Origin of the sequence: Paenibacillus sp. NPDC057886, from assembly GCF_042796655.1 — a bacterium.
In the GTDB taxonomy this organism is placed as follows: domain Bacteria; phylum Bacillota; class Bacilli; order Paenibacillales; family Paenibacillaceae; genus Paenibacillus.
Genome location: NZ_JBHVMZ010000004.1, coordinates 592,466 through 617,093, shown reverse-complemented (window position 1 = coordinate 617,093; position 24,628 = coordinate 592,466). Strand labels below are relative to the sequence as shown.

Here is a 24,628-nt window from a genome sequence, read left to right as displayed (position 1 = left end):
GTGACAGGTAGAAGAAGGCATATGAAATTGTTGCTCAGCGGTCTGCTTGTTCTTAGTTTGCTCATATTGTCGGCATGCGGTCAGAATAATTCGGAGAGTGCCAAGTTGGTGGAAGGCAAAGTGAATGTGATCACGAGCTTCTATCCTGTTTATGCGTTTACTTCGACAATTGGCGGGGAAGATGCAAATGTCATTAATTTGCTGCCCACAGGTGTTGAACCACATGACTGGACGCCGAAGAGCCAAGATATTGTGAATACATCCAAAGCCCAGTTGTTTTTATACAATGGTGCAGGTCTGGAGGGATGGGTCCCCAACTTCCTGAAGTCACTGAATAGCGATACCCAAGTGAAGTCGGTTGCAGTAAGTGAAGGGGTTACTCTATTGACTGCTGAAGGTGATGATGGACACGGTCATGGTGAAGAACAGGTGGATGAACATAGCGACGAACATGCAGATGAAGCGAACGCAGAGGACATTGCGGACCATCATGTGGACCCTCATACGTGGGTAAGTCCAAAATCGGCAATGGTAATGGCTGAGAATATCAAAAACAGCCTGGTTGAAGTAGACCCTGCACATAAAGAAGGATATGAACAACGTTACGAAGAGCTGCGGACCAAGCTGGAAACACTGGATCAGCACTTTACGGACGAACTGTCTAAAGTACCCCACAAGGAAATTGTCGTATCACACCAGGCTTTTGGATATCTTGCACGGGATTATGGGTTGACCCAGCATGCCATTATGGGACTTTCTCCCGATGCGGAGCCCACAGGTCAGGATATTGTGAAGTTGGCCAAGTTGGTGCAGGATGAAGGGATTAAATACATTTTCTTTGAAGAGCTGGTATCTGACAAACTGGCAAAAACCCTTGCCAATGAAGCGGGTGTAGAGACAATGGTCCTGAATCCGGTAGAAGGTTTAACCAAAGAACAGGCCACAAACGGGGATGATTATTTCACCCTTATGGAGAAAAATTTGCAAAATCTGCTGATCGCATTAAAATAAGATAGACTGAAGGATTCGTATGCAATCCTTATATATAATGAAGGGCGGCTTTGCCATGCAGCAAATCATGCCATTGTGTCATGATCCAATCATAGAGATCGAGAAACTATCATTTTCCTACGGTGACCAGCGAGTGATTGAAAATCTTGATTTTATGGTCCAGGAAAGGGATTTTGTCGGGATTATCGGTTCAAACGGGGCGGGCAAAACGACTTTGCTGCGGATGTTGGTTGGACTTTTGCCTCCAGCCGAGGGAGATATCAAGCTATTCGGACAGTCGATCCGCCGGTTCAAGGATTGGGAACGGATTGGTTATGTTCCGCAAAAAAATGCATTTAACCCATTGTTCCCTGCAACGGTACGGGAAGTCGTAATGTCCGGCTTGTACAACAACAAGAATATGTTCCGCCGAATGTCCCGTAAGTGTCAGCAGCAGTGCACAGATGCTATGCAAGTGATGCGGATTGAGGATCTGGCGAACAAACGGATCGGACAATTGTCCGGCGGACAGCAACAGCGTGTGTTTTTGGCACGTGCACTTATTAATCACCCTGATCTGCTGATTCTGGATGAACCGACGGTGGGCATTGATGCCGAATCCCAGGCCAGCTTTTTCGAACTGATTACCCATATGCATGAACACCACCGGATGACATTCCTGATGGTATCCCATGATATGGACCGGATGGAGAGTTATCTCGGTTCCAAAGCAGCGGTGACAAACGGAAAAATACATTTCCATGTCCGTCATTCCCATGAGGTGGAAGATTGTGCCGAGACTAATTTGCAGCATACCACCACCCAGGTACGTTAGACGCGAGTGCGCAACCAGATGAAAGCAAGTCCGAAGGAGTCGTGTGTGTTTTGGAAATTTTAATGAGTGATTTTTTTCAGCGGGCGCTGGCGGGGGGATTGCTAATCGGCATCACCGCACCATTGATCGGATTGTTTCTGGTGCTGCGGCGTTTATCCATGATCGGGGATACCCTGTCTCATGTGACTATTGCCGGGGTTGCACTCGGATTCCTGATTGAAGTGTATCCGATTGCGGTGGGGCTTATTTTCGCCGTGCTCGCATCATTTGCGATAGAGAAGCTGCGCAAGGCATACAAGAGTTACGCCGAGTTATCGATCGCGATCATCATGTCCGGTGGAGTAGCGCTGGCTTCGTTGTTCTTCACGCTGGGCAAAGGATATAATACAGATGTTATGAGTTACCTGTTCGGCAGTATTTATACACTAGACTCCACGGATTTGAAGCTGGTTGGTGTGGTCACGCTGATCGTGGTCATCGTTGTAGCGCTGTTACATAAGGAGTTTTTCCTGCTCAGCTTTGAAGAGGATGCCGCAGCGGTTACCGGATTGCCTGTGAAACTGCTTAACATGCTGATTACCGTGATGACAGCCCTTGTTATTAGTACGGCGATCAAAATCGTGGGCGCATTGCTGGTATCGGCATTGTTGACCATTCCGGTAGCTGTAAGCTTGCTGATGGCACGAAGTTTCAAATCGGCGATTATATTATCCGTGGTCATTGGCGAAATTGCAGTGGTCATTGGACTGGTTGTGGCCGGGATCTGGAACCTTGCACCAGGAGCAACGATTGTACTTTTGCTTATCATGATGCTAATTCTTACGATGATTGGAAAAAAAGGGTTCCGAGCCTAGTCTGAACGTGAGCAAGTGAGCCCCCAGGGAAGGGAGACGTCCGCTTCATGCCTGATGTTAATGTGTGGCTGGCTTTTGTAGCAGGATTAGCTTCGTTTATATCGCCATGCTGTCTTCCACTGTATCCTTCGTATCTTTCCTACATTACAGGGATGACGGTACAACGCTTGAAGGATGAACGCAATCAGCGTGAAGTTCGCTTCAAGACATTGACTCATACGCTGGCGTTTATTTTGGGCTTCTCGGTTGTGTTTTATTCGCTGGGGCTGGGAGCCGGATTATTCGGTCAATTTTTCAATGATAACCGTGATCTCATTCGTCAATTATCCGCGATCTTGATTATGTTAATGGGGTTATTCCTGCTTGGTTTGTTCAAACCTCAGTTTCTGATGAAAGAGCGTAAGATGGATATGAAATGGAAACCAGCGGGTTACTTGGGCTCATTCATTTTTGGCATAGGTTTCTCGGCAGGTTGGTCGCCTTGCATTGGGCCGATTTTGACTGCCATCATCGCGATGGCTGCGAGCGAACCAACAACCTGGCTGGCTTTGATTACGGGTTACACGGCCGGATTTGCGTTACCGTTTTTCATTCTGGCCTTTTTCATCGGTTCTACACGATGGATCTTGCGTTATTCTAACATCATGATGAAAGCCGGGGGCGCATTAATGTTGTTCCTCGGAGTGCTGTTATTCACAGATCAGATGACAAAGATTACGATTTGGCTACAGCAGATTACGCCAGACTGGATGATTATATAACCTTATATAGCCGTCAACCAGTTGTTGTTTTATTCATGGTTTATTCTAAATAAGAACAAAGCAGGCTGCATGAACCCAGAATGATTCTGGCTCGTGTAACCTGCTTTTTTAATCAATGGCACTTTAATAAAAGGTGTCAGCCCTACGCTTAAGTGAAGTAATCCATGTTGGCCTGAGGGAAATGCTCAAAAATGCGCTCAGTAATAAACTCGCGCAGGGCATCCTGCTGATCATCCTTATACACATATTTGTACTGGCCCCAGCGGCCCCATTTCATTTTCCGCTTTTCGATATCCATCTCCAGCTTGGTTTTGGGGTATCGCTTCTCAATGGTGGCTTTTGCCGTTTTGGTAAAACGGTGCTGGATCATTTCAAAGGTTAGATCCTTGGTTGCGTCTTCAGGAAGTGTATCGGCAAGCTTTTGTAAAAGCTCGCTATATCCTTCTTCCCATCCGTCGTACCACATAATTGGGGCAATAATGAATCCGAGCGGATAACCGGCATGAGCTATTTTGCCTGCGGCTTCAATACGCTCTTCAAACCGTGAGGTGGCTGGCTCAAAATTTTTGATAACATAATCGGAATTCACGCTGAAACGGATACGAGTGTGTCCGTTATGCTTGATGTTTAATAAAGGATCAACATGATGGTATTTGGTCACAAAGCGAAGTCGTCCGTGTTCCTCATCCGCCATAAAACGAATCAGGTCACCGAGATTTCCCGTAATATGCTCCAGTCCTACGGGATCAGATGTACAAGCTGCTTCAAAACGGGTAAGTTCAGGTGCACGTTCCTCAATGTACCCCTTGGCAGCCTGAATGATTTCTTCGGTGTTGACATAGACACGGACATAAGGCTTGGCCCCAAGTGTCGTTTGAAGATAACAATAATGACAGTGGCCCATACAGCCTGTGGAGATAGGAATGGCATATTCGGCCGAAGGCTTCGATTGGTCAAACTTGAGTGTTTTACGCACGCCGACGACAAGGGTGCGCTTGGCCATTCGGTACTTTTCCTGTTCCGTTTCACCAGGGAGATTGGTGATTCGATTATGGGATGTCGTCATCTGATATGGGATATCCCTAGAGGTAACCCATTCCATAATCCGTTTACCTTTTTCATATTCCAGCGCACCGGGTTCAAAATACACCAAATCGGGAATAAAGGGTTTAGTGCCTTTTGCTTTGCGAACGGGCGGTTGCGCTACACTTGTACTCACGAAATCACTCCTTTCAATACAGAACCTTGTTTAGTTTGCCTCGTTTCGGGATAAGTCTACCCTTGCCAATACTTGCGTAATGGCGACGAAATTTGCGTCCTGAGAGGTGTTTTATGGACAGTAAATAGTGAATGAATTGTGCAGGACTTGCCAATGCGTATTGATAACATGTATCATTATAAGATAGGGACCAGACAAGAATATTGTCGGTCAGAGAGAAGAGAGGGAAGCAGATGCCAACGCCCAGTATGGAAGATTATTTGGAGCGTATATACAAATTAATTGATGAAAAGGGCTATGCTCGTGTGTCTGATATAGCTGAAGGTTTGGAAGTACATCCTTCATCGGTGACGAAGATGATCCAAAAGCTGGACAAAGACGAGTACCTGATCTATGAGAAGTACCGCGGGCTGGTACTTACGCCAAAAGGCAAAAAGATGGGCAAACGATTAATGGAGCGCCATCATCTGCTTGAACAATTTTTGACGACGATTGGTGTTCAGGAGGAAAATATTTACCAGGATGTCGAAGGTATAGAACACCATTTGAGCTGGGATTCCATTACCTGCATCGAATCTTTGGTTGAATATTTCCGCCAGGATGAGAATCGACTGCGTGATCTTAAAAGTATTCAGGACGTCATGAGCAATACAGAATCCTAAGCTTTCAAAGCCAGAATGACCTGAAAAATTGCAATGCATATCATTCAAAATCAGAGGATGCACCTGCCGCTAAAACGGTAGGGAGCGTCCTTTTGCTTTTTTTTGACCAAAATTTGGCGATTATTCGCAACTTAACATTCATTAGGAGCGTCTATTAAACTAGCAGAATTTGCCGCGAATTTATAATTATTTTGGAGGATTGCACTGATGAAGATTCGTAACGGATTGATCCTGCTGCTCATTTTTGTTCTGGGTTTACAAACCTCAGGACTGACGGCGCAGGCAGCTAGTCAAAAGGAAATTGTTATTTATTTGGATGGTCAGCGTTTGGAATCGGATGTTTCACCTTACATTTTGCCCAAAGTAAATGTAACGATGGTTCCTCTGCGTGTCATTAGCGAAGGACTGGGTGCATCTGTGCTTTGGTCACAGGCTACGCGTACGGTTACAATCAAGAAATCTGATTCAGTCATTACAATGACGAGTGGACGCCAGCAGGCAACGGTAGATAGTGCCGTGGTTGATCTTGATGCATCGGTAGAATTAAAGCAAGGCCGTGTCATGGTACCGATTCGATTCGTCAGTGAGAACCTGGGAATCCAGGTCACCTGGAACCAGTCTGAGCAGACGATTAATCTGACCACAGGCAATGCCCCTAATCCTACCCCAGTGACACCAGCAGAGCCTGGAGGAACGGGAACTACGCCAAATACGGATGAGATGCGAGGAGCCTGGATTTCGACTGTAAACGGAGACTGGCCTTCATCTGGTGCCAAAGGAAATGTGGAGAAACAAAAGCTGGAGTTCATTCAGCAGCTTGATACGTTGAAGGATATGGGAATCAACGCCGTATTTGTGCAAGTTCGAGCCAATGGGGATGCGATCTATCCATCAGGTCTTGTACCGTGGAATAGCGTACTGACAGGAACACAGGGAAAAGATCCCGGGTATGATCCACTTGCATTTATGATCGAGGAAGCTCATAAACGTGGCCTTGAGTTCCATGCCTGGTTCAACCCGTTCCGGGCTACCAATTCGGCAAGTACAACCGGGCTTGCAGCCAATCATGTATCCAAGCTTCATCCGGACTGGATTGTTAATGCATCAGGCAAACTGTATATTAATCCAGGCATTCCGGAAGCGAGACAGCATATTATTGATTCCATCATGGAAGTGGTTGATCAGTATGATGTTGATGGTGTACATTTGGATGATTATTTCTATCCATCTAATGTAACTTTTAATGATGATGCGGCTTTCAAAGCATACAACACATTGAATACGAGTGACCGTGCGGAATGGCGCCGGGACAACATCAATCAATTCGTCAAGCAGCTTGGAGAGAGCATCCACAAGGTGAAAGCTGGCGTCCAATATGGCATTAGCCCATTTGGTGTATGGCGTAACAAATCGGTTGATATGACAGGTTCTGATACAAAAGCCGGAGTAACCGCTTATGACAGCATGAATGCGGATGTGCGGACGTGGATCAAGCAGGAGTGGATCGACTATGTCGCACCCCAAGTGTACTGGAGCATGACACTCAGTGCAGCACGATATGACAAGGTGGTTGACTGGTGGGCCAATGAAGTGGCTAATACCGATGTGAAGTTGTACATTGGTCATTCGCCTTATAAGCTTGGCACACCGGAAATCGGGTGGCAGACATCACAGGAGATCATTGATCAGCTTATATATAATGAGAAATATGATACAGTGAAAGGGGATATTTTCTTCAGCTCACAGTACCTGACGAAAAATCCGCTCGGCTTGATCGCCAAATTAAAGGCCTATTATGGACTGTAAAACATTTTAACGTAATATGACCAACCCCTGTTCTCATACAGTGGCAGTAGTAGCATGGACTGCCTGGAGAACGGGGGTTTTATTGTGTTGATTAATGGAGTATTTGAAGGTGGCGGCGTGAAGGGGATTTCGCTTGCCGGCGCCGTAAAGGGTGCAGAGGATCACGGTGTTGAGTTCAATCGCGTAGCGGGCACGTCATCGGGTTCCATCGTAGCTACTTTGCTGGCCGCGGGCTATTCGGCGGAAGAGATGAAAGGCATTATCGAGAATACACCGTTTGCTTCATTGCTGCGACGTTCTCCCATATTCGATACCAAGTGGATCGGACCCGCCGCAAGGCTGTTTTTGAAGAAAGGACTATATTCTGGGGAAGCGCTGGAATGCTGGATACGGGATATGCTGAAAAAAAAGGGAGTACGGACGTTTGCTGATCTGCCTCCAGGTAAGTTGCTAATCATTGCATCCGACATTTCCAATGGCACTATTTTGGTGCTTCCAGATGATATCAAACGATTCGGAATTGACCCAGCGAAGCTGGAGGTGGCCAAGGCCGTACGCATGAGTTGCAGTATCCCCTATTTCTTCGACCCCGTAGCCATTCGCAAATCCCCGATCTTATCCAAAGGTTTACGTTTTGCGGACCAGTTTGTCTACATCGTCGATGGCGCTTTACTGAGCAATTTTCCGCTCTGGCTGTTCGATGGAGAGCGTACAGAACGTGGAGGAGAAATCATCCCTGTAGTCGGTTTTAAAATGGTTGGCAAAACCGAAGGAGAGCCAGCTAGAATCAGAGGGCCTCTAAGCATGCTTCAGGCATTGGTTGAAACGATGCTTACTGCTCATGACGAGCGATATATTGAACAGGTTAATCGATTCCGTACTGTGAAAATTCCTACCCTTGGAATTAAACCTACGGAATTTCACCTTTCTGTACAGGACAGTACAGCTTTATATCAATCTGGGGTCACTGCAGGTACTGAATTTTTCAGTGGATGGAATACGAAGATATATGGTGAACAGCTGGACAAACAGAAACGAGAGTTAAGAAAGAAACAAGCGGAGACACCACCGCTGACTCCTGTATAAAAATGAAAAAGCAATTCTCCGCATGTTTGGAGAATTGCTTTTCTGTGTGTTTCGCCGATATTAGCGCTTTAGTGATACTTAGGTACGTCTTCATCACTTTTACCCTTTTGTCCCTGAATCACTTGGAAAGGATAATCCTTGCGTTTTTTGGAAGAACCACTACTTTTTCGAGTGCCAGACTGCGCATTAACTTTAGCCATGGTTTTAGCCGATGGTTTGATCTTCGGTGACGATGTCTTGCGTGCCCAACGGCGGGGCGGATATTTATAGAGCAGGAACACAACTCCGAACACGACGAGGGGGATGATAATTTGAGATAAACCTCCACTTCCCAGCCTAGTCAAGATTCCAATAGCAGCGAGTGCAATGAACGTCCAAAATATGATCGCCTGCTTGTTCATATCATTCACCCTTTCACAGGATCAAGTGTTGCAACAGGAACTTCCGACGTGGCGGATACGTTTGCGAGTTTGGCATCCAATTCACGCATACGGTTAAACGAAGCAATGGATACTTCTACCTGTTCATTCGTTGGCTCTTTGGTTGTCAGCAATTGCAGCCACAGCCCCGGGTATCCGAGATAACGAAGTACAGGGATGTCACGTACCGAGTTGGTCAACTTCAATAATTCGAATGAAATACCAAGTACGACTGGCAACAACAGCAACCGCTGTCCCATACGTTCCCAGAGGTTATCGTATGTGAAGAGCGAGTACAAAAATACCCCAATAATGACAGTCAGCATAATAAAACTGCTTCCGCAACGGTAATGCAGACGGCTATACTTCTGCACATTCTCTGGCGTAAGCTCTTCTCCGGCTTCATGAGCACTAATGACTTTATGTTCTGCACCGTGGTATTGGAACAGACGTTTAATCATCGGTGTCTGGGAGATCAGCCACAGATAGGCAAGCAACAGAATCAGCTTAATTCCGCCTTCCAGTAAATTATGCAAAAACTGATTGTCGAATGCATTTTTGAACAGAAAATTCTCAATAACAACCGGCAACAATGTAAGCACAATTTTACCAAAGAGGAACGAAAGGATTGCTACTGCGGTGACGCCGATAATCATGCTAAGGCTCCAGCCTGAGCCTTCTTTTTCTTTTTGCTTTGCTTTTTCTTCAGGTTCCAGTTCATCATCAGCATATGCGTCAGCAGAATAATTAAGATGTTTGCTTCCTTTGACGCTCGAATCTATAATGCTGACAATCCCGCGCAGTAGTGGAATCCGCCGCAATTTCATGACCCAGGACTTGTCTTGCTTGGGAACTTCCAGATACGTAATTTCGCCGTCTTTTCTTCGCACAGCTGTAACGTTGACATGTTTACCGCCGAACATTACGCCCTCAATGACAGCTTGCCCCCCGTAGCTGACAGGCTTGGATTGTTGAGGCAAATTATTCACCTTCCTATTCTGTTCTAGGCCTTCATGGTTGAAGGCAGTTTTATAACCCTATTGTATCGAATTTTGAGAGCAATTTCTAGTTTACCAGTCGATCCAAGGGCGATGTTGTTAACTTTGTCCTGATTTGTACATACTACCCGGTAGAGTTAGGACGAAAATGGAGATTTATTCGCAGTTTTGCAAACTGAACGTGAAGGAGAATGGCGATGACAGAGTACACGGGTGAACGCACATCCCATAAAAATCAGCGTGCAGACAAAGGAGAGCAAAAGGACCGGGGGAGACGTCCTACCCAGCGGCAAGGCCAGGCACATTATTTCACCAAACCGTTCCCATTTGCAGTGGAGCTAGGTTTTTTCGCAGGTTTTATCTGGGGAGGTTTGCATTGGCTGTTCTATCTGCTTCATTTTACGATTGTGCCATTGGGATTTTTGGCTGAACCGTTTTTCAAGCACAATTTTATCTATACTGCAGCAGGACATTTGACCGGGTGGCTGTTTTTTATTGTCTTTTCGGTCCTTGCCTCTCTGATTTACACGTTTACTATGAAAAAATGGAAAGGGCCGCTTCCAGGCATGGGTTACGGAATTTTTTGGTGGCTCATTATCTTTGTCCTGGTAGGTCCAAAACTGGATATGGTGAAGCCCTTAAACCGCTTAACCTGGGATTCAATCATCACAGAATTTTGTTTCTTTTTGCTGTGGGGACTGTTTATTGGCTACACCATAGCCATGGAGTTCACGGATGAACGGAAACGAGAGCCAGAGCAAGCGGGAGCATAGCCGCAAAAAAGCTTCTCAATCCGGCAATGGCTGTGTTAAAATAGCAGATGGTTATTTGCAGAAAGGGTGGAGCAGCTATGAAACGGATTGTTGTAATCAATGGCCCGAACCTGAACATGCTCGGTGTACGTGAACCCGGCATCTATGGAACGCTTAGTCTGAAGGATATTGAGGACAAAATTCGCAGACAGGCGGAGGAGCTGGGCGTCTCCATCGCTTTTTATCAATCCAATCACGAAGGGGACATCATTGATCGAATTCATGCAGCGATGGGCGATGCAGACGGAATCATGCTGAATGCCGGAGCGCTGACCCATTACAGCTATGCTGTGCGTGATGCCATCAATGCCGTAAAAGTTCCTACAGTAGAAGTACATCTATCCAACATTCATGCACGCGAAGCGTTCAGACATCATTCCGTAATTGCTGCAGAAACAATCGGGCAGATTGCCGGATTTGGCGAAGTAAGCTATGAACTGGGGCTGCTGGCTCTCGTGCGTCATCTGGACAAACAAACCTGAGCCGGGGACCCGGGAATGTGAGAGAAAGAAGGGTTACCGATGGAAAACAAACGAGTAAATAAGTTGCGTGAGGCCATGCATAAACATGAACTCACGGCTATGCTGATTACAAATCCGATTAACCGTCGTTACATGACGGGCTTTACAGGTTCAGCAGGATACGTGCTGATTACGGAACAGGAAGCTTATTTGCTTACCGATTTCCGTTACATGACACAGGCACCGCAACAAGCCAAAGGGTTTACCGTTGTAGAACATGGACCAAAACCGTTGGAATCCGTACGTGAATTGCTTGCATCGGCGAATATCAAACAGGTTGGCTTTGAGCAGGATCATGTCACTTATGGCACGCATACTGCTTATGCTGAGGCACTTCAGTCTATTGAATTGAAAGCTGTATCCGGTATAGTGGAGCAACTTCGTATGTTCAAGGACGAAGATGAGATCGCTGTAATGCAAAGAGCTGCAGATCTGGCAGATGCAACATTCAGTCACGTTTTGCAATTCGCAAAATCGGGTATGACTGAACGTGAAGTGGATTTGGAGATGGAGTTTTTCATGCGCAAACATGGAGCAACTTCCTCTTCGTTCGATACCATCGTTGCATCGGGTGAACGTTCTGCTATGCCTCATGGTGTAGCAAGTGGCAAAGTCATCGGACAAAATGAGTTAATTACATTTGACTTTGGTGCGCTTTTGGATGGATACTGTTCAGATCTGACACGTACCATCGCAACGGGCACACCTGTACCTGAACTGCGTAAAATTTACGATATCGTACTGGAAGCCCAGTTACATACGCTGGCGAACCTGAAACCGGGCATGACCGGACGGGAAGCAGATGCATTGGCACGTGATATCATTGCAGGCCACGGATACGGAGAGCAATTCGGACACAGCACAGGCCACGGCCTGGGTATGGAAGTCCATGAGGCTCCTCGTTTGTCCAAGCTTAGCGACGATGTATTGAAACCGGGCATGGTGGTAACCGTTGAACCGGGTATCTACATTGACGGCCTTGGCGGCGTGCGTATCGAGGATGACGTGGTGATTACCGAGACAGGTATTCACATTTTGACGAATTCGGACAAGAAGTTCACCGTAATCGGCTAAATTACAGCCAACGGTGATATAAGACGATTTTTAATTTATGCTTTTGAATGAAGTAAACTTGGAATTACACAATAACGGAGAGGGCAGAAAAAACCTGAAGAAGTGAAACGCTCGCCTTTATCCCCGGATTTCTCCCTATTAGGATAGGGATCAAAAAGAAATCTGGGGATAACAGCGATCGGAAGGTTGTTCTGCCATCGTAGTGGTCTGTGTAATATGACGGTTTGACTTGTTCAAACTTAAATTAACGCATCGTCTTATATCACCTACTTTTCAACCATATCAGGAGGGATTTTTTGTGATTTCAGTAAACGATTTTAAAACAGGCTTGACCGTACAAGTAGATAACGACATCTATACCGTTCTTGATTTCCAACATGTTAAACCAGGTAAAGGCGCTGCCTTCGTACGTTCCAAACTGAAAAACCTGCGCAACGGTAACACAGTTGAGAAAACATTCCGTGCAGGTGAAACTATTGGCCGTGCCATCATCGAAAACCGTGGCGTGTCCTACCTGTATGCAAGTGGTACAGAGCACACGTTCATGGACAACGAAACATATGATCAGTTCACACTGACAAGCGACCAACTGGAGTGGGAATTGAACTTCCTCAAAGAAAACATGAACGTTAAGATCGTTAGCTACCAAGGTGAAATCCTCGGAATCGACTTGCCTACAAGCGTTGAGTTGAAAGTTATCGAAACAGAGCCAAGCGTAAAAGGTAACACGGCACAAGGCGCTACCAAAAACGCAAAAGTGGAAACAGGCTTGAATGTACAAGTGCCATTGTTCATCAACGAAGGCGATGTTCTGCTGATCGATACTCGTGAAGGTAAATACTCTTCCCGCGCGTAACGTTTACATGATGTAAGCTAAATAAAGCGTTAATTCAACCCTTTGCCATTTCTCTGGCAAAGGGTTTTTTCGAAAAAAGATTAGCCTATCAGACGCTTTCGTAATATACTGGGTTAAAGTCATTTTTCGGAGAGAATAATGACGGTGGATATCAATTATGCATACTGCACAAGGTAGGGAGTGGATTTGCGTTGTCATTGTACGTCATGAAATTTGGGGGCAGCTCGGTCGGAGATACAGAGCGCATGAAGCGTGTGGCCGGACGTGTTGTAGAAAAAGCGGATGAAGGACATCAGTGTGTAGTCGTGGTTTCGGCCATGGGGGATACCACGGATGATTTGATTGATCAGGCGAAACAGCTGAACAGTGAACTCCCTGCTCGTGAGATGGATATGCTGTTGACTACGGGAGAACAGATCTCGATTTCATTGTTATCCATGGCGATTCAGGCGCTGGGACGCAAAGCCGTTTCATTTACAGGCTGGCAAGCGGGATTCCGGACAGAGCCGGTACACGGCAAAGCGCGAATTAACGATATTCATCCGGAACGGGTGAATCAGGCATTGGCAGAAGGCAACATTGTAATCGTTGCTGGCTTCCAGGGAATGACGGAAGAAGGCGAGATTACGACGCTTGGCCGCGGCGGATCTGATACAACTGCAGTAGCCTTGGCAGCAGCCATTAAGGCTGACGCTTGCGAGATTTACACGGATGTAGACGGTATCTATTCCACCGATCCACGAATCGTGAAAGTTGCACGCAAGCTTAAGGAAATTTCGTACGACGAGATGCTGGAACTGGCCAACCTGGGAGCAGCGGTATTGCATCCGCGTGCAGTTGAATACGCGAAGCATTCCGGTGTGCCTTTGATTGTAAGATCCAGCTTTAACCATAATGAAGGAACGGTTGTGAAGGAGGAAGCAACAATGGAACAAGGCGTGGTAGTTAGTGGAATTGCCTATGACAAAAATGTGGCTCGCATCAGTATTCTGGGTGTACCTGACGTACCGGGGGTTCTCGCTGAAGTATTTGGTGCCCTTGCATCAGAACAGCTGGATGTCGACATTATCGTTCAGAGCGGTGTGATGGACGGTAAAGCAGACTTCTCGTTCTCTGTTGCGCTGTCTGATCGGGAGAACGCACTGCGTGTCATTGAAGCCCTTCATAGCCGCCTGCCTTACCGTGAAGTTACTTCTGAAGAAAACCTTGTTAAAGTCTCGATCGTTGGCGCAGGAATGGTTAGCCATCCGGGCGTTGCTGCGAAGATGTTCAAAGTCATCTCGGGCGAAGGCGTTAGCATTAAGATGGTCAGCACTTCTGAGATCAAGGTATCCTGTGTTATTGACGGAGAGAAGCTTCATGACGTAATCAAGGCGCTGCATACAGCGTATGATCTGGATACCGCTGAGCAGGCCGTAATTGGCGGACCGCAAGTTCGCAGATAAAAACAGTAAAATTGTAAAGACACACCAAAGGTGTACTGTGTATTCCCATCCGGGATCGCAGTACACCTTTTTAGGTTGTTCACAGTAATTTAAACAGCCGTTCCTTACGCGTTCCTCTGAATGGTTGCATCCGGTTACCTTCACCCATCTCCGGAACGCAGTCCAGCAAGTTCAATTGGGTACAATACGTTACGTCATGCAGCCTCCCTAGCCTTTCCAGCCTTCGGCCACCGGCGGATACTCTAACCAGATCGGATAATTTGTCCTCGGCATGAGCGGCAGCCTGATGGAGCGCCAGGCCCAGATCATTCAGCATGATTGGGAAAGGGGATTGTCGGTACAACTCCTCGATAATGCTGCCTGCACATAAACCATCTTCCAGCGCGAACTCATCCTGATCCCCGGCACATAACAATAAGATATCCCGGCGCATCTCGCACAGAACAGCCGCCACAGCTTTCACATTAAGAAATGAGCCTGCGAACACATGTCTGGCCTTGGAGGCCTTGATCAGGGCACGTGTACCATCTGTCGTAGTCAGGATAATGGTTTTACCCGCAATATTCGGAGTCATATATTCATAGGGGGAATTGCCCACCTCGAATCCTGTAACCTTTTTATCAAAACGCTCCCCGCCACGAATGGCATCCTTCACGTTCAATTGTTTCGCTTGAGGTACAGTTTCTACAGCAATCACGTCCGCTGCATCGTATGCCAGTGCCGTAACAATTGTACTGGTCGTTCGCAACACATCGATTACAACCACACATCGGCCTGCAATATCCATTCTTCGAACTTCATTCACATTGCCTACCACATCGACTCGCACTCCCCCACAACTCCTTTCTGTATTTGGGGATAGGTGGTTCTGTCCTTTTTTATCCCGGAATGAATATCACCTGTCTGCAAGCACTATATGCACTTGGATCTAGACGGGTGCCTAGAACTAGAACAGTAGGCTGATCTATGATTTTTAACTCTCCTCCCTATTTTGAAGAAAATGATAGATTTCAGCGTCATAAAATCAATGTACACACATAAACTTGAGATATGAACAAGCACCAGGAACGCAACAATACCGAATTCAAGGTTGGAGGGGCCTATTCATGATGGTGAACTGGAAGGATCTCTTTCCGGAACCGATTCGAACCATTCTGGGAAGAATGCCGTCCGCTTTATTAGATAAAGTGGAGGAAGTACGTATCCGTGAAGGAAGACCACTGGAAATCAATGCAGGAGATACCTATCACTTCCTCACACCCCAGGGCAGTCCGACTTCGAAGCCTGATGAAGCCTATATTCCCTTAAAAGAGGTAACACACAGGCTGCTGGATCTGATCAGCAATCATTCGCTTTATACATTGGAAGAGGAACTGCGTAAAGGGTTCATCACCATTCCTGGCGGGCACCGGATCGGACTGGCTGGCCGGACGGTGTTAAGTGGAGGCCGCGTCGAATACCTGCGCGACATCAATGGGTTTAATGTCAGGGTAGCCCGAGAGATTCACGGAGTCGCTGATCGGATTCTGCCTTATCTGCTGGACATGAAAAGTGGACAGGTCATGCACACCTTAATTCTTTCACCTCCGCAGCAAGGCAAGACCACATTACTGAGGGATCTGGCAAGACAGATTAGCAGTGGAACCAAACTTACGGGTGTCAATGATCTTGTTCAGGGCATACGTCCACGTCTAAAGGTTGGCATCGTTGATGAGCGGTCCGAAATCGCTGGAAGTTACAAGGGTGTACCTGGATTTGACGTGGGACCTCGTACCGATGTCATGGATGGTTGTCCAAAGGCTGAGGGCATGATGATGATGCTTCGCTCCATGTCTCCCGATGTTCTGATCGTGGACGAGATAGGCCGTCCGGAAGATGCGGAGGCGGTGATGGAAGCACTTCACGCAGGTGTATCTGTCATCGCTACTGCACATGGTCGTGATCTGGCTGAGCTTTCTTCCAGACCTGCGCTAAGGACCCTGATCGTTGAGCAGATGTTCCAGCGATATGTACAGCTGCAACGGACGAGCCGGGGCATGAGCTTTCGATTGGCCGATGGCAAAATGCGTGGTCTCCAGCAGACGGAAGTGGGAGGTGAGGCATTTGGTTAACATGCTCGGTGCCGTCATCATTCTGTTGGCTAGTACCCTCGCCGGATTCTACAAGGCAAGGCAGTATGCCTTGAGGCCACGACAACTGCGAGAATTAATCGCCGCTCTCCAGCGGTTAATGACAGAGATTAACTACGGGCTGACCCCGTTGCCTGATGCCATGGGGAAAATGGGAGCCCAGACAAAAGAGCCTGTTCGGACGCTGTTCCTCCACGCAGCCAAGCAGATGGAACCACCTCATGGACACACTGCTCGTGAGAGTCTTCAGTCTGGTATAGAAGAGGCGTGGGGAAGATCAGCCATGAAGGCGGACGAGCGGGAAGTCATGCTGCAATTGAGCTTCAGCCTTGGCACCAGCGATCGTCAGGATCAGACCAAGCACATCTCGTTAGCCATTCAGCAACTCATGCATGAGGAATCCCGTGCCCAAGCCGATCAAATGAAATATGAACGAATGTGCCGCAGTCTCGGGATGCTTGTCGGAGCGTTAATCGTCATTCTGATCTTCTGAAATAGCCGGGATAGTGAGGTGCCAAGGTCATGAATTTAGAAGTGAACGCAATCTTTCAAATTGCGGGCATCGGAATCATCATTGCAATGATTCATACGGTGCTGAAACAAATGGGAAAGGAAGATATGGCTCACTGGGTGACCGTGATCGGATTTGTCGTTGTATTGTTCATGGTGGTCCGTATGCTGGACAGCCTGCTGCAAGAGATCAAATCGATATTTCTTTTTCAATGAAAACGGTCATGAAGCCGGGATGGTGGTGACCTGTGGAAATTATCCAAGTTGTAGGTCTGGCGCTCATCGCAACGGTTCTCATTCTAGTTATCAAAGAACAGAAGCCCATGTTCGCTTTTCTGATTGCTGCTGCTACCGGCATCGTGATTTTCATGCTGCTGATTGGCAAGATTGGTGCGGTGATCGAAGTGTTGAAACGGCTTGCCGAGAATTCAGGCATGGAGAGCATTTATCTGAAAACCGTACTGAAAATTATAGGCATAGCGTACATTGCTGAATTCGGAGCACAGATTGTCAGGGATGCAGGCCAGGAGAGCATTGCTTCCAAAATTGAACTTGCTGGCAAGGTGCTGATCCTTGTACTCGCGATACCGATCATCAGCATTATTATCGAAACCGTCATGAAGCTGATGCCGGTGTAGAGGGAGGCGTGCGGACTTCATATGAAAATGATGCATCACAAGCCGCAGTGGCGCCTTACCTTCGTGCTGACGCTGTGTTTTCTGTTTGCGATCATGGGACAGGTCGCCGCTGGTTCTCCCTCGGGAGAGTGGATGCAGCAGCAGGCTGACCAGCTTCCCAAGGATCAGGTAGAAAAATATTGGGACCAACTTATGCAACAATACGGCGGTTTTTTCCCGGAAGGAAAAACGCCTTCCTTTATGGATATGTTAATGCCCGGCAATGAAGGGTTCAGCCTGAAGTCGGTGTTTATAGCGATTGGAACCTTCATGCTGCATGAAATTTTATATAACGGCAAACTTCTGGTCACGATTGTGATGCTAAGTGTGCTAAGCATGATTCTGGAGACATTGCAGACCGCTTTTGAGAAAAACAATATTAGCAAAATCGCTTACTCCATCTGTTACATGGTCATTATCATCATCGCCATAAACAGCTTCAGTGTGGCGATTGGATACGCCAAGGATGCCATAGCGAGCATGATCAACTTTATGATGGCCATGGTGCCCCTGTTGTTTACACTGCTGGCTTCAATGGGAAATGTCATTACCGTTTCTGTGACCCATCCGCTTATCATTTTCATGATTCATCTGGTCGGTACATTGATTCACATGCTGGTGTTCCCGCTACTCTTTTTCTCAGCCGTATTACATCTCGTCAGCTCCTTGTCCGACAAGTACAAGCTTACACAGCTGGCAGACCTGTTACGGAACATTAGTGTGGCTCTGCTCGGTATACTGCTTACGATGTTCCTGGGCGTAATTTCGGTGCAGGGGGCATCTGGCTCCGTGGCAGATGGTGTCAGTCTAAAAGCGGCGAAGTACATCGCAGGCAACTTTGTCCCCATTGTCGGCAGAACGTTTGCGGATGCAACCGACACGGTCATCACAGCGTCACTGCTGGTGAAAAATGCAATCGGACTAACGGGTGTCATCATCATCTTGTTTTTATGCGCGTTTCCTGCACTTAAAATTCTGACGCTAGCCCTGATCTACAACATAACTGGCGCGATCATGCAACCGCTAGGGGATACGCCGATTGTAGGATGTCTGCAGGCGATAGGCAAAAGCATGATTTACGTATTTGCGGCACTGGCGGCCGTTGGACTGATGTTTTTTCTGGCAATCACGATCCTGCTAACCGCAGGCAATCTGACCGTCATGATGAGATGAGGGGATGCTCGAGAGAAAGGGGCTGAAAGGATGGGGTGGCTGAGCAGCTGGCTCCGAGAATTGATCATGATCGTTCTGCTGGCGACTTTCGTGGATATGCTGTTGCCCAATCGATCCATGGAACGCTATGTCAAGCTTGTGCTGAGCCTTCTTATCCTGCTGACCCTGTTATCGCCCATAACGAAACTCTTGAAAAGTGATCCGGTTGGCGAGCTCAAGCGAGCAATGACCGCCATGGATTCGCCATCCGATGGAAATGCAACACTTGAACAGATTTTGGCTCAGGGCAGGCGGCTGCAATCCAATGAACAGGAACAATCGCTGCAATGGACAGCCAAAGAACTGGCTAACGTAATGAAAGGGCAAATTGAAGAAACAACCGGGGAGCAAGTGCAGTCTGTTGAGGTAAAGCTCGCCATGGATACAACCAAGCCGGAGACGGATTTGGCCTCCTCGGTGGAACTTCCCGTAATCCAGTATGTTTTGGTGGAGATGGCGGGTGAGACAACAGCCGGGAAAGTCAACTCTAATACAGGTCAACAGGAAGCAACGGCAACTACAAAACCGATATTCGACTCTGACCCGGAATCCGAAGCCACTGAATCACCTCCAGTACAGGAGCCAATCCAGATTGGTCAGATTGAGGTCCCGGATGTACAGATCGAGGTGAACAACGGCAGTAATCGTGAAAGTAGCGTGGGTAACGGAGACTCTGGCGAGCCGCAAAATGGACAGGAAGCTGACTCCACACCTGTTTCGGGTGAGCAGGCGGAGTCAACCTCTCAGCAAGGACAGACGTCCTCCCGATCTGAACGAGTAGTACAAATTATTACGCTATTGACAGAAAAGTGGGATATTGATGCAAACAAAGTACAGGTGAAAGAAAAGAAAAGCGCTTCGGCGCTGTAAGAAGGAGGGTATCCGATGAGGCAATGGCTCAAAAAGATGGAAAGCTGGCTCGGCGGAGGAGAAGGTGGGCAACGGCGCAGTCAAACTTTTCGCTTGCTTATTATCCTTGGTTTGATCGGAGTGGGAATTATGCTGTTCAACTCCTTCGTCAATGTCAAAAAGATTGATTCCGAAAATATCGGTCGCGAGCCTCCTGATCCAGCTACATCCATGGCATCCATACAGACGGATCCAACGGATCAGAATCCATTTCAGGCGATAGAGATCGCATTTGAGGACAAGATCAAGGGTGTGCTGGAAAATATCGTAGGTGTAGGAACTGTTGATGTGATGGTTACCGTGGATTCTACAGAGGAGCTTGTTGTACAGCGTAATGTGAAGGATTCGCAACAGCTCACCGAAGAAACGGATGCAAACGGGGGCAAGCGACATATGACGCAATATACCCGGGATGGTGAGATTATTACGTATGAAATATCAGGGGATCAGACACCAATTGTCACGAAAAAGCTCAAACCGCAGATCCGGGGCGTGCTTGTTGTTGCCAGAGGTGCAGAGAACAAGGTTGTGAAGAACCTGATTACAGATGCTGTGGAAAAAGGACTGAATGTTGCGGCATACCGAATTTCGGTTGTTCCGCGCAAGCAGGATTAGTCCGGAACCATGAATCACAAGAATTAATTGTCATAAGAATGAAGCCAATTCGAGGAGGAAGTTCTAATGAATAACAAACGTCAAACGGTATGGCTCGTATCCATGCTGAGTCTGATGGTCATTTTGTCCGCGTATTACCTGTTCACTGAAGATTCCGGTCCTGTTAATACACCTGTAGCGGACAGTACGCAGGTGGATGGTATGAAGCAGGGAGAAGCAAAGGAAACGGCTGGAATCCTTGATCCGACAGAAGGTTTGGTTGTGAATGAAGTGGTCAATAGCGGCGAAGTTACAGGGACTGAAGGAGAGCAAACGGCAACTGAATCGGTTGATAATCCTGCGGTTGTAGACGGCAAAGAAGCTGGAGACACCGAGAAATCACCGGCTGCGGAATCGGGAGAGAAACAAGGTGAAGCGGGTAAAGGCAGCGAGAAAGGGACAGACAAAGGCGCAGCAACCACTCCTGAGACAAATGCTGGAACAGAAGGCAGTGCCACGAAAACCGATGAGGACGTCCTCAAGGAGATGGAGGAGCAGAATACGGCGGCGTCTGCGAGCAGCCAGTTCCAGAACTACCAGTGGCAGCGTGAGGAGAGCAACAATCGCAAGTATGAAGAACTCATGACCGTTGCGGGCGATCTGAGCAAAACGCCAGAAGAAAATGCCAAAGCAACTGAGCAGCTTCGTACGCTGGAAGAAAAAGAAGCCAAAATCAATGGCATTGAAGAGACGCTGTCGCAGCAGTTCGCCAATGCCATCGTTCAAGAGGATGCCGACAAGTATAAAGTTGTTGTTCTCAGTGACAAACTGGATGTAAAACAGGCGGTTTCCATTGTGGATCTGGTCATGAAAGAATTGGCTGTATCGCAAAATAAAATCAGCGTACAATACGTGACAGAACAGTAATCCAAAATAGGAAAAGTAGCCCCGAGAGTTGGATCAGATCTCGGGCTCTTTCCATTTTTAACGATTATGATATAATACATAAAGCCATATGACCGTCCTAGTGAGACTGGCATGATGCCGAAGGAGTGAACAATGGAAATGTTTAAATTGAGTGAGATCAAAGAGCTGATCAAACTGGTAGATGAAAGTTCCGTTCAAGAGTTGGAAATTGAAAACGAAGGATCACGGTTGTCGATTCGCAAACCGGGTAAACCCGAGTATGTTCAGGCAGCTGCTATTCAACCGCAAATGATTGCTGCACCACAGGTGCAACCAGCTGCAGTTGTAGCTGAGGCTGCTCCGCAAGTCGATACTACAAGTCATTTACATAAAATTGTATCTCCGATGGTGGGTACTTTTTACAGAGCTTCCTCGCCGGAAGTGGGTCCTTTTGTAAGCGCTGGTGATAAAGTTGTTGAGAAAACAACGGTATGTATCATTGAGGCGATGAAGCTGATGAACGAGCTTGATGCTGATATCAAGGGAGAAATCGTTGAAGTGCTGGTTGAGAATGGGCAGCTGGTTGAGTATGGACAACCCCTGTTCCTGGTGAAACCGGAATAACGGTTATAGCCGCATAACGGCAACTGCATGAGCTTCGAAGGAGGACAATAACGAAATGAAATTTCAAAAAATATTGATTGCGAACCGTGGCGAAATTGCGGTACGTATTATTCGTGCCTGTCGTGAAATCGGCATTTCGACGGTAGCAGTCTATTCGGAAGCGGATAAAGACTCCCTGCATGTTCGTCTCGCAGATGAAGCGTATTGTATCGGGCCTACACTTTCGAAAGACAGTTATCTAAACTTCACAAACCTGATGAGTGTAGCTACACTGACGGAATGTGATGCGATCCACCCAGGATATGGATTCCTGGCAGAGAACGCTGATTTTGCAGAAATCTGTGGTTCCTGCAATATTACGTTCATTGGCCCTTCTCCGGAAGCCATTACGAAAATGGGTGATAAGGCTGTCGCCAAACAAACGATGAAGGATGCAGGTGTACCTGTAATTCCGGGATCCGACGGTTTGGTTGAAAATATGGATGAAGCCATTATGATTGCTAGAGATATTGGATATCCTGTCATTATCAAAGCTACCGCTGGTGGTGGAGGTAAAGGGATTCGTATTGCTGAAGATGAAGAGACGCTGATCAAGCAAATTACAGCTGCCCAGCAAGAAGCACAGAAAGCTTTCGGCAATGCCGGAGTATATCTGGAGAAATTCCTGACAGGCATGAAGCACGTGGAGATTCAGATCATTGCAGACAAACATGGAAATGCAGTGCATCTGGGTGAGCGCGATTGTTCCGTTCAGCGTCGGCGTCAAAAGCTGGTGGAAGAAGCACCTTGTCCAATTATCTCTGAAGATGTGCGTACATTGATGGGAGAAGCCGCAGTACGGGCAGCGCTTGCCGTGAATTACTCGGGAGCAGGTACACTTGAGTTCTTGCTCAGCCCTAACGGTGAATTCTATTTCATGGAAATGAATACACGTATTCAGGTTGAACACCCTGTAACGGAAATGGTTACAGGTGTGGATTTAATCCGTGAAATGATCTCGGTAGCTGAAGGCAATCCGCTTTCTTTCCGTCAGGAAGATGTTGTGATCAATGGTTGGTCCATTGAATGCCGTATCAACGCCGAAGATCCGGATCGTAACTTTATGCCGTCACCAGGCAAAATTGGTTTCTACCTTGCACCAGGAGGACCGGGTGTACGTGTGGATAGTGCAGCTTATCCGGGATACACGATCTCTCCTTATTACGACTCCATGATTGCCAAATTGATCGTGTGGGGAGCAAACCGGGAAGAGGCTATCGCGAAGATGAAGCGTGCATTGGCTGAATTTGCGATTGAAGGCATTTCCACAACGATTCCTTTTCATCAGAAATTGCTGGAGCATCCAACGTTTGTTCGTGGTGACTTTGATATCAAATTTCTTGAGGAAAATGAGATTTAAAAGGTATATTGGGCTTGTTTGTCATAATGTAGCCCAAATGATATAGTATGTAATAATAAGAGCGCATGTCTCCTGCAGAGGATAAGCCGCACGTACGCGGATGAAGGTTGCAGGAGTTCCGGTAAAGCCGGACCGGAAGGGTTCTGAAGGCCAGATTGGCCTGAGCACCAGCGCCCTGACGGATGGCCGCAAACTTATTTCGCGAAAGGTGTGTTGAACAGTTATGAGTACACTGCCGACAGAATTTGAACGAACGGATATCGGTGAAATCCAGATCGCACCTGAAGTTATTGAAGTGATCGCTGGACTGGCTACAGTTGAAGTGAAAGGTGTTGCAGGCATGAGCGGCGGATTCGCTGGTGGATTTGCTGAATTGCTTGGTCGCAAAAACCTTTCCAAAGGCGTTAAGGTTGAAGTAGGTCAGCGTGAAGCTGCTGTGGATGTTTCCGTTATTATTGAATATGGTTACCGTCTGCCACAGGTGGCTACCGAAATTCAACAGAACGTGAAGCGCTCTATCGAGAACATGACAGGATTGAATGTGAATGAAGTTAATGTGCACATTCATGACGTCCAGTTCAAGAGCACCGAGAAAGTGGAAGAAATCGACCTGAACAGTCAGCGCGTAAAATAAAAGAAGACAGATTCCCCCGGCATCACTGTCGGGGGTTATCCCGTCTTGGACAGGTCTTCATAAAAAGCGGAAGCTTGCACCTGAGGATCATCCTATTGCCAATGGGCAGGTTAAGCAATGTTAGTGAGCAAGGGAGGCTGTGCAGTTCGTGGCTAAAATACTGGATCGGCTTCTGTTGTTTATATACAGCATAAGCGTTGGAGCAATATCGGCAGCAGTCATACTTCTTATCAGTGGTCTGCTGCCTTACGAATTGAATTACCAGCAGGAACAAAACGTCATTATTGCGGCAGTTGTTGCCGCAGCGATTTTGTTTATCCTGAGTTTGCGATTTTTCTACATCTCGGTTCGGCGTGATCGTGCTTCATTGCCGTCTGTAGATCAGCGTACTGAGTATGGTGATGTGCAGATTTCGATGGAAACGATTGAAAATCTCTGTCTCAAAGCAACTTCCCGTTTCCGGGGAGTACGTGATGTCAAAGCTCGTATTCGTGTGGTTGAATCCGGACTGGAGATTATGATCCGTGCAGTAGTGGATGGCGAGACGCCAATCCCGACGCTGACAGCCGATCTGCAGAAGGCAATACATGATCATGTACAGGAGATTACGGGTATCCCGGTTTCTTTTGTCACCGTGTATATTGCCAACGTTACCCAGTCACCTAACTACAAGAGTCGAGTGGAATGAGGTGAATT

The 24,628-nt window shown here is 47.2% G+C and carries 28 protein-coding genes; 24 read left to right on the top strand and 4 right to left on the bottom strand.

Annotation, left to right across the window (positions count from 1 at the left end; translation table 11 throughout):
* Positions 1-21 precede the first annotated feature (21 nt).
* Genes ACFVQB_RS17125 through ACFVQB_RS17110 form a run of 4 tightly spaced genes read left to right on the top strand, consistent with a single transcriptional unit; the run spans position 22 to position 3,440 of the window.
* Positions 22-1,011 (top strand): metal ABC transporter solute-binding protein, Zn/Mn family, encoded by a 990-nt coding sequence (locus ACFVQB_RS17125; RefSeq protein ID WP_379441239.1) that lies wholly within the window; start codon positions 22-24, stop codon positions 1,009-1,011.
* A gap of 55 nt (positions 1,012-1,066) precedes the next feature.
* A complete protein-coding gene (locus tag ACFVQB_RS17120; protein ID WP_076291860.1) occupies positions 1,067-1,825 on the top strand; it encodes a metal ABC transporter ATP-binding protein in 759 nt (252 codons plus the stop codon).
* Positions 1,826-1,875: 50 nt separating this feature from the next.
* The gene (locus ACFVQB_RS17115) at positions 1,876-2,679 is read left to right on the top strand and encodes a metal ABC transporter permease (protein WP_024631018.1); all 804 of its coding nucleotides are present in this window, start codon (positions 1,876-1,878) and stop codon (positions 2,677-2,679) included.
* Positions 2,680-2,726: 47 nt separating this feature from the next.
* Positions 2,727-3,440 (top strand): cytochrome c biogenesis CcdA family protein, encoded by a 714-nt coding sequence (locus ACFVQB_RS17110; RefSeq protein ID WP_379441236.1) that lies wholly within the window; start codon positions 2,727-2,729, stop codon positions 3,438-3,440.
* Positions 3,441-3,588: 148 nt separating this feature from the next.
* Here the strand turns inward: ACFVQB_RS17110 and splB are convergent, their stop codons facing one another.
* The gene (splB, locus tag ACFVQB_RS17105) at positions 3,589-4,659 is read right to left on the bottom strand and encodes a spore photoproduct lyase (protein WP_379441234.1); all 1,071 of its coding nucleotides are present in this window, start codon (positions 4,657-4,659) and stop codon (positions 3,589-3,591) included.
* 233 nt (positions 4,660-4,892) lie between these two features.
* Between splB and mntR the strand changes: the two genes are divergently transcribed.
* The 3 genes from mntR (at position 4,893) to ACFVQB_RS17090 (ending at position 8,213) form a co-directional block, all read left to right on the top strand.
* A complete protein-coding gene (gene mntR / locus ACFVQB_RS17100; protein WP_063565683.1) occupies positions 4,893-5,321 on the top strand; it encodes a transcriptional regulator MntR in 429 nt (142 codons plus the stop codon).
* 207 nt (positions 5,322-5,528) lie between these two features.
* A complete protein-coding gene (locus tag ACFVQB_RS17095; RefSeq protein ID WP_379441232.1) occupies positions 5,529-7,127 on the top strand; it encodes a family 10 glycosylhydrolase in 1,599 nt (532 codons plus the stop codon).
* Positions 7,128-7,211: 84 nt separating this feature from the next.
* Positions 7,212-8,213 (top strand): patatin-like phospholipase family protein, encoded by a 1,002-nt coding sequence (locus ACFVQB_RS17090; protein WP_379441230.1) that lies wholly within the window; start codon positions 7,212-7,214, stop codon positions 8,211-8,213.
* A gap of 68 nt (positions 8,214-8,281) precedes the next feature.
* Here the strand turns inward: ACFVQB_RS17090 and ACFVQB_RS17085 are convergent, their stop codons facing one another.
* On the bottom strand, positions 8,282-8,614 hold the full coding sequence (locus tag ACFVQB_RS17085; protein ID WP_379441228.1) for a hypothetical protein: 333 nt from the start codon (positions 8,612-8,614) through the stop codon (positions 8,282-8,284).
* A gap of 5 nt (positions 8,615-8,619) precedes the next feature.
* Complete coding sequence (locus tag ACFVQB_RS17080) at positions 8,620-9,612, bottom strand: DUF1385 domain-containing protein (RefSeq protein WP_090900822.1); 993 nt, start codon at positions 9,610-9,612, stop codon at positions 8,620-8,622.
* A 215-nt stretch (positions 9,613-9,827) separates the two neighbouring features.
* Between ACFVQB_RS17080 and ACFVQB_RS17075 the strand changes: the two genes are divergently transcribed.
* The 5 genes from ACFVQB_RS17075 (at position 9,828) to ACFVQB_RS17055 (ending at position 14,338) form a co-directional block, all read left to right on the top strand.
* The gene (locus ACFVQB_RS17075; protein WP_379441225.1) at positions 9,828-10,403 is read left to right on the top strand and encodes a YqhR family membrane protein; all 576 of its coding nucleotides are present in this window, start codon (positions 9,828-9,830) and stop codon (positions 10,401-10,403) included.
* A 77-nt stretch (positions 10,404-10,480) separates the two neighbouring features.
* The gene (gene aroQ / locus ACFVQB_RS17070) at positions 10,481-10,924 is read left to right on the top strand and encodes a type II 3-dehydroquinate dehydratase (protein WP_076291868.1); all 444 of its coding nucleotides are present in this window, start codon (positions 10,481-10,483) and stop codon (positions 10,922-10,924) included.
* Positions 10,925-10,963: 39 nt separating this feature from the next.
* Positions 10,964-12,037, top strand: a complete 1,074-nt coding sequence (locus ACFVQB_RS17065) for a M24 family metallopeptidase (protein ID WP_379441222.1) — start codon at positions 10,964-10,966, stop codon at positions 12,035-12,037.
* A 298-nt stretch (positions 12,038-12,335) separates the two neighbouring features.
* Positions 12,336-12,893, top strand: a complete 558-nt coding sequence (gene efp, locus ACFVQB_RS17060) for an elongation factor P (protein ID WP_024631007.1) — start codon at positions 12,336-12,338, stop codon at positions 12,891-12,893.
* A gap of 191 nt (positions 12,894-13,084) precedes the next feature.
* Positions 13,085-14,338, top strand: a complete 1,254-nt coding sequence (locus ACFVQB_RS17055) for an aspartate kinase (RefSeq protein ID WP_379441217.1) — start codon at positions 13,085-13,087, stop codon at positions 14,336-14,338.
* Positions 14,339-14,417: 79 nt separating this feature from the next.
* Here the strand turns inward: ACFVQB_RS17055 and ACFVQB_RS17050 are convergent, their stop codons facing one another.
* On the bottom strand, positions 14,418-15,167 hold the full coding sequence (locus ACFVQB_RS17050) for a 2-phosphosulfolactate phosphatase (protein ID WP_379441215.1): 750 nt from the start codon (positions 15,165-15,167) through the stop codon (positions 14,418-14,420).
* A 277-nt stretch (positions 15,168-15,444) separates the two neighbouring features.
* Between ACFVQB_RS17050 and spoIIIAA the strand changes: the two genes are divergently transcribed.
* The 12 genes from spoIIIAA to amaP all read left to right on the top strand — a co-directional run bounded on the left by spoIIIAA (position 15,445) and on the right by amaP (position 24,620).
* The gene (gene spoIIIAA / locus ACFVQB_RS17045) at positions 15,445-16,449 is read left to right on the top strand and encodes a stage III sporulation protein AA (RefSeq protein ID WP_379441213.1); all 1,005 of its coding nucleotides are present in this window, start codon (positions 15,445-15,447) and stop codon (positions 16,447-16,449) included.
* The gene (gene spoIIIAB, locus ACFVQB_RS17040; RefSeq protein ID WP_090900804.1) at positions 16,442-16,960 is read left to right on the top strand and encodes a stage III sporulation protein SpoIIIAB; all 519 of its coding nucleotides are present in this window, start codon (positions 16,442-16,444) and stop codon (positions 16,958-16,960) included. Before spoIIIAA ends, spoIIIAB begins: the two co-directional genes overlap by 8 nt.
* Before the next feature lie 29 nt (positions 16,961-16,989).
* Positions 16,990-17,193 carry a stage III sporulation protein AC gene (gene spoIIIAC / locus ACFVQB_RS17035; RefSeq protein WP_017687585.1) on the top strand — a complete coding sequence of 68 codons (204 nt, stop codon included), beginning with the start codon at positions 16,990-16,992 and terminating at the stop codon, positions 17,191-17,193.
* Positions 17,194-17,225: 32 nt separating this feature from the next.
* On the top strand, positions 17,226-17,615 hold the full coding sequence (spoIIIAD, locus tag ACFVQB_RS17030) for a stage III sporulation protein AD (RefSeq protein ID WP_017687586.1): 390 nt from the start codon (positions 17,226-17,228) through the stop codon (positions 17,613-17,615).
* Positions 17,616-17,636: 21 nt separating this feature from the next.
* On the top strand, positions 17,637-18,827 hold the full coding sequence (gene spoIIIAE / locus ACFVQB_RS17025) for a stage III sporulation protein AE (RefSeq protein ID WP_379441210.1): 1,191 nt from the start codon (positions 17,637-17,639) through the stop codon (positions 18,825-18,827).
* A gap of 30 nt (positions 18,828-18,857) precedes the next feature.
* Complete coding sequence (gene spoIIIAF / locus ACFVQB_RS17020; protein WP_379441208.1) at positions 18,858-19,736, top strand: stage III sporulation protein AF; 879 nt, start codon at positions 18,858-18,860, stop codon at positions 19,734-19,736.
* 15 nt (positions 19,737-19,751) lie between these two features.
* Positions 19,752-20,390: a stage III sporulation protein AG gene (gene spoIIIAG, locus ACFVQB_RS17015; protein WP_379441205.1), complete on the top strand. Its 639-nt coding sequence runs from the start codon at positions 19,752-19,754 to the stop codon at positions 20,388-20,390.
* Positions 20,391-20,456: 66 nt separating this feature from the next.
* Complete coding sequence (locus ACFVQB_RS17010) at positions 20,457-21,296, top strand: SpoIIIAH-like family protein (RefSeq protein ID WP_379441202.1); 840 nt, start codon at positions 20,457-20,459, stop codon at positions 21,294-21,296.
* Between the two features lie 138 nt (positions 21,297-21,434).
* Complete coding sequence (gene accB, locus ACFVQB_RS17005) at positions 21,435-21,899, top strand: acetyl-CoA carboxylase biotin carboxyl carrier protein (protein ID WP_379441411.1); 465 nt, start codon at positions 21,435-21,437, stop codon at positions 21,897-21,899.
* Between the two features lie 55 nt (positions 21,900-21,954).
* Positions 21,955-23,298, top strand: a complete 1,344-nt coding sequence (accC, locus tag ACFVQB_RS17000; protein WP_379441200.1) for an acetyl-CoA carboxylase biotin carboxylase subunit — start codon at positions 21,955-21,957, stop codon at positions 23,296-23,298.
* Between the two features lie 223 nt (positions 23,299-23,521).
* The gene (locus ACFVQB_RS16995; protein ID WP_024630996.1) at positions 23,522-23,932 is read left to right on the top strand and encodes an Asp23/Gls24 family envelope stress response protein; all 411 of its coding nucleotides are present in this window, start codon (positions 23,522-23,524) and stop codon (positions 23,930-23,932) included.
* 148 nt (positions 23,933-24,080) lie between these two features.
* The gene (amaP, locus tag ACFVQB_RS16990) at positions 24,081-24,620 is read left to right on the top strand and encodes an alkaline shock response membrane anchor protein AmaP (protein ID WP_379441198.1); all 540 of its coding nucleotides are present in this window, start codon (positions 24,081-24,083) and stop codon (positions 24,618-24,620) included.
* Positions 24,621-24,628 lie beyond the last annotated feature (8 nt).